Origin of the sequence: Ornithinimicrobium pratense (assembly GCF_008843165.1) — a bacterium.
Taxonomy (GTDB): domain Bacteria; phylum Actinomycetota; class Actinomycetes; order Actinomycetales; family Dermatophilaceae; genus Ornithinicoccus; species Ornithinicoccus pratensis.
The window spans coordinates 1,683,154-1,698,368 of record NZ_CP044427.1; the positions used below are offsets into that span (position 1 = coordinate 1,683,154).

A 15,215-nucleotide genomic window follows, 5' to 3' on the forward strand; every position below is an offset into this window, starting at 1 on the left:
CCCATGGCTGACGACGCACCGCGCTCGGTGTCGCTGACCCGCACCGGACCTCTGACCTTCCAGGCGACCAACGACCGGGGAGGCACGGTGACCATGTCGTCCGGCGGCACCGCGGACTTCACCCCGGTCGAGCTGCTGCTCGCGGCGATGGCCGGCTGCTCAGCGGTCGACATCGACCTGCTCACCACGCGGCTGGCCGAGCCGGACAGTTTCACCCTGTCCGCGGCGGGGGAGAAGCTGCGCGACGAGGACGGCAACCACATGGGGCCGATCACCATCACCGTCTCGGTGACCTTCCCCGAGGGTGAGGCCGGGGCCGCGGCCCGGGAGCGGCTGCCGGACGCCGTGGCCAAGTCTCGCGACCGGCTCTGCACGGTCTCCCGCACTGTCCAGCTCCCGACGCCGGTCACCTACCGGATCGACTAGGCGCCGCCGAGCCATCGACGCGCACCACACCATCGACGCACTAGGACGCTCGTGACGCCACCTGTCCAGCCGACGCTGCACCGGTCTCTAGGCCTCGGGGACGCCGTCACCATCGGCCTCGGTGCCATGGTGGGAGCCGGGGTGTTCGCGGTGTGGGGTCCCGCAACCGCTGCCGCCGGCGGCGCCGTGCTCCTGGCCCTGGCCCTCGCCGCCGCGGTAGCCGTGTGCAATGCGCTGTCCTCCGCGGCGTTGGCGGCCCGCTACCCCTCGGCGGGCGGCACCTACGTCTACGGCCGGGAGCGGCTGGGGGAGGTATGGGGCTACCTGGCCGGCTGGTGCTTCATCGTCGGCAAGACCGCCTCCTGCGCGGCGATGGCGATGACGGTCGGGGCCTACCTGGTGCCCGGCGCCGAACGGGTCGCCGCGGTGGTGTCCGTGGTGCTGGTGACCGCCCTCAACCTGGCCGGCGTGCACCGCTCGGTGGCCGCCTCCCGCGTCATCGTGTCGGTTGTGGCCTGTGCCCTGCTCGGTGTCGCGGTCGCCGCCGTGTGGCCCCGCCCGTCCGGGTCGCTGCTGGACTCTTCGCAGCTGGTGGCTGCCCCGGAGAGCGGCTGGGGGGTGCTGCAGGCGGCTGGCCTGCTCTTCTTCGCCTTTGCCGGTTATGCCCGTGTCGCCACGCTGGGGGAGGAGGTGCGCGACCCAGCCCGGGTCATCCCGCGGGCTGTGGTCATCGCCCTCGGGGCGGTCCTGGTCCTCTACGCGGTCGTGGGGGTGGTGGTTCTTGGCGTCCTCGGCCCGGCCGGGACGGCCGCCGCGACCGCGCCGGTGGCCGACGCCGCCGCCGTGGTCTGGGGATCGGGGTGGGCCTGGGTGGTTCGCGTAGCGGCCGGGCTGGCGGCGCTGGGCGCTCTGCTCAACCTGGTGCTCGGGGTCTCCCGCACCACCTTGGCGATGGCCCGGGACGGACATCTGCCGCAGGTGCTGGCCACGACAGCCGGTCCGCAGGCGGTGCCGCGGGTGGCCGAGCTTGGGGTGGGTCTGGTGGTGCTGGTCCTGGTGCTGGTCGCCGACCTGCGCGGCGTGATCGGTTTCTCCAGCTTCGGGGTGCTGCTCTACTACGCCGTGGCCAACGCCGCAGCGTTTACCCTGCGTCGGGAGTGGCCCGCCGGCTCCTGGGTGCCAGTGCTGGGCCTGGCCGGGTGCCTGGTGCTGGTGGTCGCGCTCCCGATGGCATCGGTGCTTGTGGGGCTGGCCGTGGTGGCGGCCGGGGGGTTGCCTACCTGGTCGCGCCGTTTGGGCGTCGAGGACTCGGTGAGGGAGGATCTGCGCCATGACCGACTATCGCTGGGCGCCCGTCTCGCATGCCGACCTGGAGCCGTGGGCAACGCTTGTCAACCACCTCGCCAAGGTCGACGGCACCGGGGAGTTCAGCTCGGTCGAGAACCTCGCGGAGGAGCTGGACAGCAGCCACCGCGACCCTCAGCGAGACACCTGGGCCGTCTGGGACGGGGACCGCATGGTCGCCGACGCGGCGGTGTCCGTCCCACCGACCCCCGACTACGAGGGGCGGGCCCGCTGCTCCGTGTCCGGTGGGGTGCATCCCGACCACCGGGGCCGCGGCCTGGGCAGCCGACTGCTGGCTCTGTGCGAGGCGCGCGGCCGCGAGCTGCTCGCGGAGCGGCACCCGGGACGGGAGGCCTACTTCAGCGCCGACGGCCAGCTCGCCGGTTCCTCAGCCCGCGAGCTGCTCACCGACCACGGGTATGCGGTGGTGCGGCACTTCAACCACCTGCGCCGGGACCTGGACGACGTCGCGGACCTGCCCCCGGGGCCGGCCTACGACGACATCGAGCTGCTCAGCCCCGGCCCCGGGCATGAGGGGGCCACGCGGGTGGCGCATGAGCAGGCGTTCACGGACCACTGGGGATCTGGACCGGTCGCGCCCGGCCCGTGGCACGAGCGCTGGGTCTCCCGGTCCGCCAGGGCAGAGCTGTCCACCATCGCCGTCGCCCGCGGCGGGGAGCACGACGGTCAGGTCGTCGCCTACGTCCTGGTCGGCCAGTGGGTCGACCGCGAGGCCTACGTCAACCTGGTCGGCACGGTCGCCGCGTTCCGCGGTCGTGGCCTGGCGGCGGCCTGTCTGCGCCGCACCATCGGGCTGAGCGCCGCAAGCGGGGACTACGACGTCATCGACCTCGACGTCGACTCCACCAGCCCGACGGGGGCCACTCGGCTCTACGAGCGACTCGGCTTCCACCAGCTGCGGCAGACGGCGGCGATGCGGCGCCCCGTGAAGGCGTCCGCGTGACGGGTCAGCCGCTGGGGGAGACCCGAATCGGTGACTCTGGCCCCTGGGTCGTCTTCTGCCACGGCCTGTTCGGCCGGGGCAAGAACTTCACCAGCGCGGCCAAGGCCCTGCAGCCGGACTTCCGCAGCCTGCTGCTCGACATGCCCGATCACGGCACCTCGCCGTGGACCGATGAGTTCGACTACGGGCACGCTGCGGAGCTGGTCGCCCACCACCTGCGCGAGGGCGTGGCCGCGGACGGGCCGGTGCACGTGGTCGGCCACTCCATGGGCGGCAAGATCGCGATGACCCTGGCGCTGATCGCCCCCGATCTGGTCGACCGGCTCGTCGTGGTCGACATCTCGCCGACGGGCAGCTCCGGGGCCTCCGAGTTCGCCCACTACCTGGACTCCCTGGCCCGGATCGAGCTCGCCGCCCTGCGCAGCCACGGCGACGCCGACCGTGCCCTGGCCCAGGACGTCCCGCAGCCCTACCTGCGCGGCTTCCTGCTGCAGAACCTGCGCCGCGACCGGGAGACCAAGACCTTCGACTGGCAGCCCAACCTGCACCTGCTGCGGCGCGACCTGGACACGATCACCGGCGACATCCCGCACGGGGGCCGCACCTTCGAGGGGCCGGTGCTGTGGATGGCCGGTGGCCGTTCGGACTACGTCACCGACGAGCAGGGTCCCGTGATGCGTCAGCTCTTCCCCAAGGCGGTGCAGGTGACGATCAAGGACGCCGGGCACTGGGTGCACTCCCAGGAGCCGGACGCCTTCGTCGCCACCCTGCGCTACTTCCTGCAGCGCCAAGGCTGACCTGGGGGCGAGGCCGCCGCATACCGTGGCGGGCGCAACCGCCCAAGGCCGGTCCGGACGACGGGGCGCCCCGCTGGCTAGAGTGTCGGAGCATGGCGCGCTTCGTGGACATCCACCCGGTCGACCCCCAGCCCCGGCTCATCCAGCAGGTGGCCAACATCCTGCGCGAGGGTGGGCTGGCTGCCTTCCCGACCGACGCCTGCTACACGCTGGGTGCCCGGCTGGGTGACCCGGCCGCCAAGCAGCGGATCGTGGACATCCGTCGCCTCGACGACCGGCACCACTTCACGCTGATGTGTGCGGACTTCTCGCAGATGGGGCAGTTCGTGCAGGTAGACAACACCGTCTTCCGCGCGGTGAAGGCCACCACGCCGGGCAGCTACACCTTCATCCTGCCGGCCACCAAGGAGGTGCCCCGTCGCCTGTTGCACCCGAGGAAGAAGACCGTCGGGGTGCGCATCCCGGACAGCCCGATCGCGCACGCCCTGCTCGCCGAGATGGGGGAGCCGCTGCTGACCAGCACCTTGCTCCTGCCGGGGGAGGATGAGCCCCTGGGTTACGGCTGGGAGGTCAAGGAGCGCCTCGACCACGTCGTCGACGTGGTCATCGACGGTGACCAGACGGGGTGCGAACCGACCACGGTAGTGGACTTCTCGGCGGGGCAGGTCGAGGTGGTCCGTGAGGGCTCGGGGGATCCAGCGCCCTTCCAGTGACGTGGTGGAGGTCGCGCGGGACTGCTCGCCCGCGGCGCGTCAGTTGCGCTGCCAGTCCAGGGTGACGGCGTCCGTCAGCTGGGTTCCCGCCTGCTCGGCCATGATCTGCTCGATGTAGCTGCGCCGCTCCTCGTTGGGGGCACGGACCTCAAAGCGCAGACCCGGCCCACTGTCCGCACCGCCCTCGACGACGCGGATCCGCACCTGCCCACCCTCGCGGAAGGGGATGGTGTAGCCGTCCTGCTCACGCAGCGACCCCCGGTGCAGCTGGGCCTCGTCCATGATGACCTCCAGCCGCTGGGCTGGAGCGTCCACCTCCAGGAAGGCCACGCTGCGGGCGCGTGCTGCCTGGGGGACCGCATCGAAGGTGTTCGGCATCTTCGCTCCAACTTCCATGTCCGGGGGAGAACGCCCCCATCATGTCAGAGTCACGCGGGTCCTGACCGGGTGGTGGGCCTGCTATCGCCGGATGATAGACAGGCTCCATGGCCACAACGACCTTCAAGGAGACCCCCGTCCACACGGTCGGCGAACTGCCCGAGGTGGGCACCGAGGCACCAGACTTCCTCCTCGTCGGCACCGACCTGGCCGAGGTGAGCAGCGCCGACCTGCGCGGCCGCCGCGTGGTCCTCAACATCTTCCCCAGCGTCGACACCGGCGTGTGCGCCGCTTCGGTGCACCGCTTCAACGAGATCGCCGCCGGTCTGGACAACACCACGGTGGTCTGCGCCTCGCACGACCTGCCGTTCGCGCTGAAGCGGTTCTGTGGCGCGGAAGGCATCGAGGACGTCGTCTCGGCGTCCGGCTTCCGCAGCAGCTTCGGGGACGACTACGGCGTGCGGATGCTGGACGGCCCGTTGGAAGGGCTGCTGGCTCGGGCCGTGGTCGTGGTCGACACCGACGGCAGCGTGCTGCACACCCAGTTGGTGCCGGCGATTGGCGAGGAGCCGGACTACGACGCGGCCGTCGAGATCCTGGGCGGCGCCGTGTCCGCTGAGGGCTCGGCCTCCTCCAGTTGAGCCCTGACCCGCCGCCGAGCCGCCCTTCACCGGCGGCGCAGCAGCACTGCCACCTCGTGATGGTCGGTCTGCGGGAACATGTCGAACAGCCTGGCCCGCTCGACCTGCCAAGACGGCATCCTGGACAGGTCGCCGGCCAGGCTGCGCGCATTGCAGCTGGAGTAGACCAGGTGCTGCACGTGGCTCTGCTCCAGCCGCCCCGCGAGCCGGGGACCCAGCCCGCGGCGCGGCGGGTTGACCACGACCATGTCCGGAGCGCCCGCCTCACCGAGCATCGTCGTGGCATCACCCTCGTGGAAGTGGGTATCCGTCAGCCCTTGCTCCTCCGCCGATCGGCGGGCGCTGGCCACCGCGTCCTGCGACACCTCGACGCCGAGCACCTCACGCCCCGGCGCGGCGCAGTGCAGGGCGAAGCCGCCGACACCACAGTAGAGGTCCCACAGCACCCGGGGGCCCTGGCCGCCGTCCACGCCGTCGACCCAGCGCGCAGCCTGGGCGTAGAGCGCCGCAGCCACCGCAGTGTTCGTCTGGAAGAAGCTCCGGGTGCCCAGATGCAAGACCAGGTCGTTGACCCGCATGGGTAGGGTGTCCTGCTCGCTCAGGACCAGCTCCTCGGAGCCCTCGAGCACCGCCTTGTGCTCGGGCTGCAGGTTGACCGAGAGCACGCGCAGGCCAGGCAGCGCCTGCCGCAGCGGGCCGGCCAGCTCCCGCACTCGGGACAGCTGGCCGGGGGAGCGCAGCACCAGGCGGACCATGAGCTGCGCGTCGGGTGAGACTGTCACCAGCAGGTGCTTCAGCTCCCCCTGGCGGGTCGGCACGTCGTAGGGCGTGAGCCCCGAGCTGGCCACCAGGTCGGCCAGGACCAGGACAGCGCGGTGCAGCTCGGCCTCGTAGAGGCCGCAGTGACGCAGCTCGACCCCCTCACCTCCCGGGTCGAGGATGCCCAGGGTCGGTGCCCCCTTCCGGCCGCCGACCACCAGCTTGGCCTTGTTGCGGAAGCCCGCCTCCCGGCTGGGCTGCGGGTCGAGCCAGCGGTCATGCGGGACGTGCTCAGCCAGGTAGGCGGCGGCCGTGCGCTGGGTGCTGGCGAGCTGGGCGGCATACGGCACCCCCATGAGGGTGCAGGACCCACAGGCACCGGCGTCGAAGTAGTCGCACTGCACCGGACCAGCGTAGGTGGACGAACCAACCCGCCGGACAGCCTAGGTGGGGGAACTGGCCCGTGCGGTCAAGGGCGACCGGCTGTGCGAAGGCTGTCCAGCGACCAGCGGCCGGCCCCGGTGAAGACCAGCGGCAGAGCGAGCGCGACGTAGAGCAGGGCGTTCTCGCCGGTGAGCTCACCCTGGGGACCAAGGACCGTGTAATCGAGCCGTACCGCGAACATCAACGCCCAGATGGCGGACATCATCGCCGCCAGGAGGAAGGCTGCCGGGCGGGTGAACAGGCCGATCGCGAGGAGCAGCGGCAGGCCCACCTGGCCCAGCATCACCACCCAGGCGATCACCTCTGGCGCCTGCGCACCGACGAAGGAGCCGGCCACGGCCTGCGTGAAGGCGGGCATGTCGAAAGCCTTGTGCAGTCCGTGCGGGACAAGGGCGAGGGAGCCGCCCCTGACCAGGAGGAGGCCGAGGTCGACTCCTCGGCCGTGGGCCTCGACCGGCCCGATCAGCGCGTAGGCGTCGTCGTCCCAGGTTGCGGGGTCGTCGACCTCGCGGTGGTAGCGGGCGTCCACGTCCTCGCCGTCGCCACGGCCTTCCTCGTGGCCGCCTGCTCCGCCGTAGGGCTGGGCGGGGCGGTCGGCGCTCATGCCCCGCCGGGAACGCGCGCGTCGTCGCCCTGTGCGCGCAGCGCAGCCCGCAGCACGTCGGCATCCTCCGCCAGCTGCTCCGGGGTCCGGCTGGAACGCCGGGACAGCTCAAAGTCGCTGGCCGCGTGGGCCGGGAAGACGTGCAGGTGGGCGTGGGGCACCTCAAAACCCTGGATGATCATCCCGATGCGGGCCGGGGCGAAGACATCCTCCTGAGCCCTGCCGACGCGGGCGGCGACGTCCATCAGGTGCGTGAGCGTCTCGCCAGGCAGGTCCAGCCAGTGGTCGATCTCCGCCCGCGGCACCACCAGGGCATGGCCGGCCGTGAGGGGCTCGATGTCGAGGAAGACGGCGCAGACCTCGTCCGTCCACAGCAACTGGCCAGGAATGTCGCCGCTGATGATCTTGCTGAAGATGCTCGCCATGTCGGTCAGCGTAGTGGTCCGGTCATGGCGTCGGCCGGTGCTGCGCTCAGCTGGGCGAGGCAACGGGCGGGGCGTCGTCCTGGTCGCCCGCGTCGTCCTGGTGCCCGGCCTCCGGAGGCGTCCAGTCGGGATCGTCCTCCACCCAGCCGTCCCGGGCCGGCCGGCCCTGCGCTGTATCCCACGGCGAGCCCGGGGGGCTCACTCGCTCCACCTCGAGCCGCACGTTGGCCATCGCCCCGCCGACGGCGGCGACGGCGGCCAGCAGGGGCGCAGCCACGACGGCCAGGGCGCCACCGGCCATACCCCAGGTCAAGGGCAGGCTCAGCAGCTCCTTGCCGTCCTGGTCCTTGATCACCACCCGCCGGGTGTCGGCCTGCTTGGCCAGCTCCTTGACCCGCTCGGTCAGCTCGGCGCCGGTGGTCTCGATCCGCTCGGTGAAGGTGCGTCCTGGCTGCTCGTTCATGGTGTCCGGTCCTCTTAGTCGTGGTCCTCGCCCTGCCGGTGGGTGCCGACGTGGACCACGCTACCGACAGCGGCGGCGGCTGTGGGGTATCCCCCAGTCTCGAACCGGCAGCGCCGACCGCGACGGCAACCAGAGGGTGGCCCCGCGCCGGCCCCTGGAAGGCCCTCGTGCTCCTCCGCGACGCGTGGAGCCAGCAGCACCGGCTTCCCGGTCCTGGGTAGGGTCTGGCCCATGATCAGGCAACGGGTCGGGGCCGCGCTGCGACTGTCCGGGATGCTGCTGTGCACGGTCCTGCTGGCGTCCGGCTGCGGGATGCTGGGCACCGGCATGCCGGGCGGCGGGACTGGCCGCGACGCGGAGGCCCACTTCGAGGACCCCCAGACCCAGGAGTTGGCCCAGGCCATCGCCGCCGGGTCACCGTCCAGGATCCAGCAGGCGGTCGAGGACGGGGCCTCGGTCGACGCGGCCGGCAAGGACGGGGTGACCCTGCTGGAGTGGGCGGTCTACGAGCGGCAGCCCAGCTCGCTGCAGACGCTGCTCGAGCTCGGCGCCGATGTCACCCGACCCGGCATCGGCGGGGGCACGGTCGTGCACCTGGCCGCGATCGCGGACCACCCCCGATGCCTTCAGGTCCTGCTCGACGCCGGGGTCGACCCGGACCTGCGGCATCCCGTCACCGAGCGCACGCCTCTTATCGAGGCGACCGGCCTACGCACCCACGAGCAGTTCCAGATGCTGCTCGAGGCCGGTGCGGAGGTGACCCTGGCCGACCGCACGGGCACGACAGCGCTGCACCGAGCTGCGATGCTCAACGCGGGCTCGCAGGTGCTCACCCTGCTCGAGGCCGGTGCCGACCCGGAGGCCCAGTCCGACGACGGCGCGACCTTCCAGACCTTCTTCTGGCAGTCAGACGCCGACCTCATGAACGACCGGGCTCTGCGCGAGCGGCGGCAGGTGGCCGAGTGGCTTCAGGCCCACGATGTCCCGCTGCACGAGGATGCGCGCGTGGCCAGGAGTGGCCGGTGAGCGGACCTGCCCGTCCTAGAGAATGCCGACCACCTGGACCAGGACGATCTTGACGATGATCCCCAGCGCGAAGAGGGCGGCGTAACCGGAGTCGATCCGCTCGTCGGTGCAGCGGCCGTTGGCGTAGGCCAGGATCGCCGGCTGCCCGACGAACCCGGCCAGCGCCCCGGCCGTGCGAGGCGGGCTGATGCCCACACCCCGGCCCACCAGCACCATGAGCCCTGCTCCCACGCCGACGACCAGCGCGGCCAGCACGGCGGTGCGCAGCCCAAGCAACGTGAACGCCTCCGCCGCGAAGGCCTGACCGGCCGACAGACCGGTTGCGCCGAGAAAGATGAGCAGCCCTAACTGCCGGATCGTGAGGTTGGCCGGCAGCGGTAAGCCCCAGACCAGGGGACCGGTGCGCTCCAGCCGGCCGAGCACCATACCGATGACGAGCGGGCCGGCCGCGGAGCCGAGGGCGAGGGTCACCCCGCCGGGCAGGGGGAGGCTGACCAGCCCCACCCCCAGGCCGAGCGCCAGGCCGACACCGAGGGAGAAGGCGTCGATCTCGCTCACGCTGCGCTCGGAGTCGCCCAGGAGCCTGCCCACGTCCCGCAGCCGGCCCCGAGGCACGACAACCCGGACCCGGTCCCCGAGCTCAAGGGTCAGGTCGTCGTGTGCCAGGAGGTCGAGGTCGCCGCGGCGGACACGGGTCACCATGCCTTCGACGCGGGTGGGCAGGTCGAGCTCGCCGATGGTCCGCCCGGCCACGTCCTTGCTCGAGACGAGGAACCGGCGGTAGTCGACCTCCCTACGGTCGTGCGCCAAATGTTCGTCGACCCGGTGGCCCAGGTGGGCTGCCGCCGCGCGGACGGCCTTCTCCGGCCCGACGACGACCACCTGGTCCCCGGTTCGCATCTGCTCGTGGTCACCCACGACCCGCGTCTGCCCCTCGCGACGCAGGTAGGAGAAGCGGACCGAGCCGTCGGCGGCGCCGGGCACCTCCCGCAGCGGCCCGGGACGGGTCACCTCGACGCTGATGTCCACCAGCCCCTCGCCAGCGGCCGAGGCGCTGTCGCGAGGGGCAGGCCAGGACCGGTTGACGATCGCGGCAATGACAAGGATGGTTACGATCACGCCCACGGGGTAGGAGATGGAGTAGCCGACGGCCGGTTCCTGGTTGCCAGCCTGGGCCGCGGCGGCCGCCAGAGCCGGGGTCGAGGTCAGGGCACCGGCGAAGGACCCGGCGGCCAGAGCCGGCGACAGCCCCAGCAGGCGCCCGCCCAGGGCGGCCACGCCCATGATCACCACGAGCACAGCCACAGCGCCGGCCATGAGCGGCAGCTGCCGCCGCAGGTCCCGGAAGAAGCCCGCCCCGGCGGCGACGCCGACGGTGTAGACGAACAGGGCCAGCCCGAGGGTCTGGACAAGCCCCAGCCCCTCGCCGAGCCGCGGGTCCACGGCACCGACCGCCAGGCCCACGAAGAGGGCGCCGGCGGGGCCGAACCGGATCGGCCCGAACGGGATCGTCCCGACGACCGTGCCGATCGCCAGCACGATCATGATCGTCAGCATCTGGTTGTCGGCCAGGACGTCGAGCATGGAGGCCATGCTCGCACCTCGCTGCGAAGGACCGGGTGCTCGGCAGGCATCTCCCCGAGCAAGGGCCGCGCGCCGCCCCTAGCCTGGGCCCATGTCCAGCTCCCGGCCCGCTGCTGCCACCACCCCGCTCGTGCAGAGCCTGGCCGAGGCCGGTGGCGCTCTGCTCGCCGCCGCGTTCGGCGCGACCGCCCGCATCCGCGGCACCCGGGCACTGCACCCGGTGGGGGTATGCGGCAACGGCCGACTCAGCGTGACCCCCGGGCCGCCGAGCGGCGTCGTCGTGCTGGACGACCCCGGTCCGCACGAGTGCGTGCTGCGCTGGTCCCGCGCGACGGGTCGACAGCGCGGCCTGGACGTGGAAGGGCTGGCCCTGCGCGTCGACGGGCCCGGGCGAGGTGACGTGCTCTTCGCCTCCACTGGCACCGGTGTGCTGGGGCGTCACCTGCTCTGGGTCCGCACACCGCGTCGACACGGACCCGTGACCACCCTGCTGCCACTGCAGAGCGCCTGCGGACCCCTGCTGCTGGCCCTCGACCCGAAGGCGGCCGGGGATGAGCATCTGCCCACGGCATACCGGTTGCTGGTCAGCGCCCCCGGGCACCCTTGGCACGAACGGGGCCGGCTCGACGTCACCTGGACCGACCAGGACTGCCCGCGGCGGCACGACCCGGTCGGCCACCCGCCGGTGGGCTTGTGGACCCACCCTTTCTGGGCGGCGCTGCGCACCCCCTCCTACGTCTCATCCCAGCTGGTCGAGGCCCGCGAGGTGACAGCCGAGCCCGTCACCGGAGAGAGGTAGCACCAGCTGCGGGACGCGGTTGACCGGGCATGCTGCCGGGACCCGACCTAGGTTGGAGATCCGTCCAGTCGACATCCCACGAACAGGAGGCGGGTCGTGCGCGCCATGGTCTACCGCGGTCCCTACAAGATCCGGGTCGAGGAGAAGCCCAAACCCCGGATCGAGCATCCCAACGACGCCATCATCCGGGTGGCCCTGGGCGCGGTCTGCGGCTCCGACCTGCACCTCTACCACGGGATGATGCCCGACACGCGGGTCGGCACGACGTTCGGTCACGAGTTCATCGGTGTCGTGGACGAGGTGGGTCCCTCGGTGCGCAACCTCCAGCCCGGGGACCGGGTGATGGTCCCGTTCAACGTCTTCTGCGGCACCTGCTACTTCTGCGCCCGCGGCCTGTACTCCAACTGCCACAACGTCAACCCCAACGCCACCGCAGTGGGCGGGATCTACGGCTATTCGCACACGTGCGGGGGGTATGACGGGGGACAGGCGGAGTATGTCCGGGTGCCGTTCGCCGATGTGGGTCCCATGGTCATTCCCGAGTGGCTGCACGACGAGGACGCGATGATGCTCACTGACGCCCTGCCCACCGGCTACTTCGGTGCGCAGCTGGGGGACATCACCGAGGGGGACGCGGTCGTCGTGCTCGGGGCCGGGCCGGTCGGGCTCTTCGCCGCCCGCTCCGCCTGGCTGATGGGCGCCTCGCGGGTCATCGTCGTGGACCACCTCGACTACCGGCTGGAGATGGCCCGCACCTTCGCGCACGCCGAGACGGTCAACTTCGCCGAGCACGACGATGTCGTGGTCCACCTGAAGCGGACCACCGACCACCTGGGCGCCGACGTGGTCATCGACGCCGTCGGGGCCGAGGCTGACGGCAACTTCCTCCAGCACGTCACCGCCACCAAACTCAAGCTGCAAGGCGGCTCACCCGTGGCGCTGAACTGGGCGATCGACGCGGTCCGCAAGGGCGGCACGGTCGCCGTCGTGGGGGCCTACGGGCCGATGTTCAGCGCGGTCAAGTTCGGTGACGCGCTCAACAAGGGGCTGACCCTGCGAATGAACCAATGTCCGGTCAGGCGCCAGTGGCCGCGGCTGCTCGAGCACATCCAGGCGGGCCACTTCCAACCGCGCGACATCGTCACCCACCGCATACCCCTGGAGGACATCGGGGAGGCCTATCACCTGTTCTCGGCCAAGCTCGACAACATCGTCAAGCCGCTCATCGTCATGGACCCCGCATGAGGAAGGACTCGCACGTGCCCTACACCGCAGACGCCCCGCAACGCCCTTCGGCCGAAGAGCTGCGCGCCAGGATCCCCGGGTGGGGGGCCGACCTCGACCCCGCCGACCGGCCCTCGGTGCCCCGGGAGCAGTTCCTCCCCACCGGCGCCCACTGGACGATGCCCGAGGACCAGCCCGGCCAGCCGGGCCAGGCCGAACGCGAACGCTCCATCGAGCACGGCCGGCTCCCCCCGGTCTATGGCACCTCGGTCCCGCTGCGCGGGCTCTCCGGAGCGATCCGCCACCACGCCTACCGCCGCTACAGCGAGGCCCGGGCAGCGCACTGGCTGCTGCTGCTGGGCGCGGACCGGGTGGATGCCGTGGAGAGCCATCTGGCCTCGCTGCTGAGCACCCGCCCGGACAACCCCGTCACAAAGACCGGGGTGCAGAGCGAGCTGGGTCAAGGGCCGCTGCGCTCGCGGTTCGGCCAGCACCGCGCTGACGCAGGCCACCACGTGATCGACCCGGTCCTGATCGCCGGGCCGTGGGTCCTGGCCGGTGGTGCGGCCTACGGCGCCATCAAGTTCCTCCGCCGACGTGCCGCGGCTCGTCGATGAGCGGGGCACGCCCGACCCGGGGCCGCTTCGAGCGTACGGTGCGCGCCGTGCTGCGGCAGTCGGCCGACGACGAGCGACCGCTCACGGGGTATGTGGCCCTCGGCGCCGGGTACGCGCTGACGGCGGGGGTGGCCCTAGTGGCGAGCACCCGCAACGGCACCACCGGGCAGCCGGTCTCCGCCGGCGACCTGGCGCGCATCACCGTGGCCACCCATAGGCTGAGCCGCTTGATCACCAAGGAGACGGTCACCGCACCTCTGCGGGCGCGTTTCACTACGCCCGTGGGCCCTGGAATGGCCTCCGAGGTCAACGAGGAGGTCGCCACGGACCCGCACCACGACCCGCTCTCGCACGCGGTGGGGGAGTTGCTGACCTGCCCGTTCTGCATGGCGCAGTGGACCGCCACAGCGCTGGTCGGGGCCCACCTCGTAGCACCACGCCAGGCTCGTCTGGCCACCGCGGTCCTGACCGCCGTCGCCGGGGCCGACGCGCTGCACTTCCTCTACGCCTCGCTGGACCGGTTGCCGAAATCGGGCTGACCACCCTGCTCGGCTGCGGCGTCCCGGACGGCGTCCAAAAGTTCCGTTGCGCCCACGATGCGGAAGTGCCCCGAGGTCCGCAGGGGGACGTTGATGGCCCCCTCGAGCCGGCTGCCGCCGGGGATGTGCGGGTCGAAAGCGCCCCAGATCGACGTGATCCGCGCGTTGACCTCCAGCTGCTCCCCGAGCATGCGCAGCGTCTCGTCCCGGGGGGAGAAGGCCCGGATCGACCTCGCTAGGAAGTACCGGGCGTAGCGGGAGCCTGCGAACGGTGTGGCGATCGTGATCATCCGCGCGATCCGGCCCTCCGGGTCGGCGTGCAGCATCGCGTACTTACCGATCAGCCCGCCCTTGCTGTGCGCCACGATCAGCACCTCGCGCAGGTCCTGCTCCTGCAGGTATCCGGCGACGTGCTCGGCGCTGGCCGCGACGGGCGCGGTGTTCCAGCGCAACCGGGTGAGCACGTGCACGGGGTGGCCCAGGTCCCGCAGCAGGTCGGCGACCGGGCGCAGGAACTGCCAGCGCTCATAGATCCCCGGCAAGAGCAGGACAGGGGGAGCGCTGCCAGCCGGGTCCAGGTAGTCCGCGGGGTCGGAGCGGTCCAGCAGACCGCGGACCTGCCAGTGCACGACATACCGATAGTCGAGCAGCCAGGCCCAGGCGTTGCGGGCGAGCCGTCCAGGGGAGGTCACGGCGAGAGCGGACCGGCGGCGACCCGTGCCTGCGCCAGGATCTCCTCAGCGACGTCGTCCGGGCGGGAGTACATGGCCACGTGCGCGGCTCGGTCGAGGGTGACCAGCCGCGCGTCCGGGGCCAGCCGCTGCATCTGCTCGGCCCAGGACTGGGTCGCGATGGGGTCCCGCGTCCCACGCAGCAGGAGCAGGGGGGCCCGCAGTCGGGGGAGTGCCTCCTCGAGCCGGTAGCCGAGCATGATCGGCAGGGTCCTCAGGTACCACCGTGGGCCGGTGCGCACGTAGTCGCGCAGCACCGCGTAGTTGGCCAGCGGCGGCTCGCGCAGCGTGTCCAGCCCGAGGCGCGCGGCTTGCCGCCAGGCGGTGCGTGCCGAGGGGTCGACGACGCCGCCGATGCCGACCACGCAGGGGTAGAGCGCGGGCTCCTGCAGCGCTGCCTCCACCACGACCTGCACCCCCATCGAGTGGCCGACCAGCACCGGGCGGTCCAGCCCGGCCTGGCGGACGTAGGCGTTGAGCGTCGCGGCGTGGTCCTCGACCGACAACGGGGTGTCAGGCCGCGGTGCGCCGCCGAAACCGGGGAGCTCGACGACGTGCACACCACCGGTGTTGGCCAGCACGCGCGCCAACCGCGTGTAGTAGCGGGAGGAGACCCCGATGCCGTGCACCAGCACGAACTGTTGCCCCGTGTCGGAGTCGCCCTCGGGGCGTTTCACCAGCATGGTGCGGTCCTCGTGGCGGAACTCGTGGACCGTCCTCCAGTGCATAGGGGTCAG

Annotated in this window: 18 protein-coding genes and 1 pseudogene; 11 read left to right on the forward strand and 8 right to left on the reverse strand. The window is 71.9% G+C overall.

Translation table 11 applies throughout. The features are described 5' to 3' along the window. Nucleotides 1–3 precede the first annotated feature (3 nt). The 5 genes and pseudogenes from FY030_RS07600 (at nt 4) to FY030_RS07620 (ending at nt 4,244) form a co-directional block, all read left to right on the forward strand. Nucleotides 4–426, forward strand: a complete 423-nt coding sequence (locus FY030_RS07600) for an OsmC family protein (protein WP_158060988.1) — start codon at nt 4–6, stop codon at nt 424–426. A 51-nt stretch (nt 427–477) separates the two neighbouring features. Continuing rightward, a pseudogene (locus tag FY030_RS07605) lies at nt 478–1,650 on the forward strand (APC family permease); the annotation flags it as partial. Nucleotides 1,651–1,756: 106 nt separating this feature from the next. Beyond that, complete coding sequence (locus FY030_RS07610; protein WP_158060989.1) at nt 1,757–2,734, forward strand: GNAT family N-acetyltransferase; 978 nt, start codon at nt 1,757–1,759, stop codon at nt 2,732–2,734. After that, a complete protein-coding gene (locus FY030_RS07615; RefSeq protein ID WP_158060990.1) occupies nt 2,731–3,531 on the forward strand; it encodes an alpha/beta fold hydrolase in 801 nt (266 codons plus the stop codon). Before FY030_RS07610 ends, FY030_RS07615 begins: the two co-directional genes overlap by 4 nt. A gap of 92 nt (nt 3,532–3,623) precedes the next feature. Continuing rightward, nucleotides 3,624–4,244 (forward strand): L-threonylcarbamoyladenylate synthase, encoded by a 621-nt coding sequence (locus FY030_RS07620; protein WP_158060991.1) that lies wholly within the window; start codon nt 3,624–3,626, stop codon nt 4,242–4,244. Nucleotides 4,245–4,283: 39 nt separating this feature from the next. On the opposite strand, the gene FY030_RS07625 is transcribed toward FY030_RS07620, so the two are convergent. Further along, nucleotides 4,284–4,622, reverse strand: coding sequence for a hypothetical protein (locus FY030_RS07625; protein ID WP_158060992.1), 339 nt, complete (start codon nt 4,620–4,622; stop codon nt 4,284–4,286). Nucleotides 4,623–4,729: 107 nt separating this feature from the next. Between FY030_RS07625 and tpx the strand changes: the two genes are divergently transcribed. Beyond that, entirely contained in the window at nt 4,730–5,263 is a 534-nt protein-coding gene (gene tpx / locus FY030_RS07630) for a thiol peroxidase (protein ID WP_158060993.1), read from the forward strand. Nucleotides 5,264–5,289: 26 nt separating this feature from the next. Here tpx and FY030_RS07635 read toward each other — a convergent pair whose 3' ends face one another. The 4 genes from FY030_RS07635 to FY030_RS07650 form a co-directional block, all read right to left on the reverse strand. Next, nucleotides 5,290–6,426: a methyltransferase domain-containing protein gene (locus tag FY030_RS07635; RefSeq protein WP_158060994.1), complete on the reverse strand. Its 1,137-nt coding sequence runs from the start codon at nt 6,424–6,426 to the stop codon at nt 5,290–5,292. Nucleotides 6,427–6,491: 65 nt separating this feature from the next. Next, entirely contained in the window at nt 6,492–7,070 is a 579-nt protein-coding gene (locus tag FY030_RS07640; RefSeq protein WP_158060995.1) for a DoxX family protein, read from the reverse strand. Further along, a complete protein-coding gene (locus FY030_RS07645) occupies nt 7,067–7,495 on the reverse strand; it encodes an HIT family protein (RefSeq protein ID WP_158060996.1) in 429 nt (142 codons plus the stop codon). The genes FY030_RS07640 and FY030_RS07645 overlap by 4 nt, the downstream gene beginning before the upstream one ends. 46 nt (nt 7,496–7,541) lie before the next feature. Next, entirely contained in the window at nt 7,542–7,958 is a 417-nt protein-coding gene (locus FY030_RS07650) for a DUF4342 domain-containing protein (RefSeq protein WP_158060997.1), read from the reverse strand. Between the two features lie 231 nt (nt 7,959–8,189). On the opposite strand from FY030_RS07650, the gene FY030_RS07655 reads away from it, so the two are divergent. Next, a complete protein-coding gene (locus tag FY030_RS07655; RefSeq protein WP_158060998.1) occupies nt 8,190–8,984 on the forward strand; it encodes an ankyrin repeat domain-containing protein in 795 nt (264 codons plus the stop codon). A 15-nt stretch (nt 8,985–8,999) separates the two neighbouring features. Here FY030_RS07655 and FY030_RS07660 read toward each other — a convergent pair whose 3' ends face one another. Next, nucleotides 9,000–10,577, reverse strand: a complete 1,578-nt coding sequence (locus tag FY030_RS07660; RefSeq protein ID WP_238348608.1) for an aspartate:alanine exchanger family transporter — start codon at nt 10,575–10,577, stop codon at nt 9,000–9,002. Between the two features lie 82 nt (nt 10,578–10,659). On the opposite strand from FY030_RS07660, the gene FY030_RS07665 reads away from it, so the two are divergent. From FY030_RS07665 to FY030_RS07680, 4 genes are all read left to right on the forward strand, one after another. Next, nucleotides 10,660–11,367 carry a hypothetical protein gene (locus FY030_RS07665; RefSeq protein ID WP_158060999.1) on the forward strand — a complete coding sequence of 236 codons (708 nt, stop codon included), beginning with the start codon at nt 10,660–10,662 and terminating at the stop codon, nt 11,365–11,367. A gap of 96 nt (nt 11,368–11,463) precedes the next feature. Next, the gene (locus FY030_RS07670) at nt 11,464–12,612 is read left to right on the forward strand and encodes a zinc-dependent alcohol dehydrogenase (RefSeq protein ID WP_158061000.1); all 1,149 of its coding nucleotides are present in this window, start codon (nt 11,464–11,466) and stop codon (nt 12,610–12,612) included. Next, complete coding sequence (locus FY030_RS07675; RefSeq protein ID WP_420371879.1) at nt 12,609–13,208, forward strand: hypothetical protein; 600 nt, start codon at nt 12,609–12,611, stop codon at nt 13,206–13,208. The genes FY030_RS07670 and FY030_RS07675 overlap by 4 nt, the downstream gene beginning before the upstream one ends. Continuing rightward, the gene (locus FY030_RS07680) at nt 13,205–13,747 is read left to right on the forward strand and encodes a DUF1360 domain-containing protein (protein WP_158061001.1); all 543 of its coding nucleotides are present in this window, start codon (nt 13,205–13,207) and stop codon (nt 13,745–13,747) included. The genes FY030_RS07675 and FY030_RS07680 overlap by 4 nt, the downstream gene beginning before the upstream one ends. Here FY030_RS07680 and FY030_RS07685 read toward each other — a convergent pair. Beyond that, entirely contained in the window at nt 13,711–14,439 is a 729-nt protein-coding gene (locus FY030_RS07685; RefSeq protein WP_158061002.1) for an esterase/lipase family protein, read from the reverse strand. The genes FY030_RS07680 and FY030_RS07685 overlap by 37 nt on opposite strands. After that, nucleotides 14,436–15,206 carry an alpha/beta fold hydrolase gene (locus FY030_RS07690; RefSeq protein WP_158061003.1) on the reverse strand — a complete coding sequence of 257 codons (771 nt, stop codon included), beginning with the start codon at nt 15,204–15,206 and terminating at the stop codon, nt 14,436–14,438. Before FY030_RS07690 ends, FY030_RS07685 begins: the two co-directional genes overlap by 4 nt. Nucleotides 15,207–15,215 lie beyond the last annotated feature (9 nt).

Coding starts and splice junctions, on each gene's coding strand:
- FY030_RS07600 (WP_158060988.1), top strand. CDS start 4: ATGGCTGACGACGCACCGCGCTCGGTGTCGCTGACCCGCACCGGACCT.
- FY030_RS07610 (WP_158060989.1), top strand. CDS start 1,757: ATGACCGACTATCGCTGGGCGCCCGTCTCGCATGCCGACCTGGAGCCG.
- FY030_RS07620 (WP_158060991.1), top strand. CDS start 3,624: ATGGCGCGCTTCGTGGACATCCACCCGGTCGACCCCCAGCCCCGGCTC.
- FY030_RS07625 (WP_158060992.1), bottom strand. CDS start 4,622: ATGCCGAACACCTTCGATGCGGTCCCCCAGGCAGCACGCGCCCGCAGC.
- tpx (WP_158060993.1), top strand. CDS start 4,730: ATGGCCACAACGACCTTCAAGGAGACCCCCGTCCACACGGTCGGCGAA.
- FY030_RS07640 (WP_158060995.1), bottom strand. CDS start 7,070: ATGAGCGCCGACCGCCCCGCCCAGCCCTACGGCGGAGCAGGCGGCCAC.
- FY030_RS07645 (WP_158060996.1), bottom strand. CDS start 7,495: ATGGCGAGCATCTTCAGCAAGATCATCAGCGGCGACATTCCTGGCCAG.
- FY030_RS07650 (WP_158060997.1), bottom strand. CDS start 7,958: ATGAACGAGCAGCCAGGACGCACCTTCACCGAGCGGATCGAGACCACC.
- FY030_RS07655 (WP_158060998.1), top strand. CDS start 8,190: ATGATCAGGCAACGGGTCGGGGCCGCGCTGCGACTGTCCGGGATGCTG.
- FY030_RS07660 (WP_238348608.1), bottom strand. CDS start 10,577: ATGGCCTCCATGCTCGACGTCCTGGCCGACAACCAGATGCTGACGATC.
- FY030_RS07665 (WP_158060999.1), top strand. CDS start 10,660: ATGTCCAGCTCCCGGCCCGCTGCTGCCACCACCCCGCTCGTGCAGAGC.
- FY030_RS07675 (WP_420371879.1), top strand. CDS start 12,609: ATGAGGAAGGACTCGCACGTGCCCTACACCGCAGACGCCCCGCAACGC.
- FY030_RS07680 (WP_158061001.1), top strand. CDS start 13,205: ATGAGCGGGGCACGCCCGACCCGGGGCCGCTTCGAGCGTACGGTGCGC.
- FY030_RS07690 (WP_158061003.1), bottom strand. CDS start 15,206: ATGCACTGGAGGACGGTCCACGAGTTCCGCCACGAGGACCGCACCATG.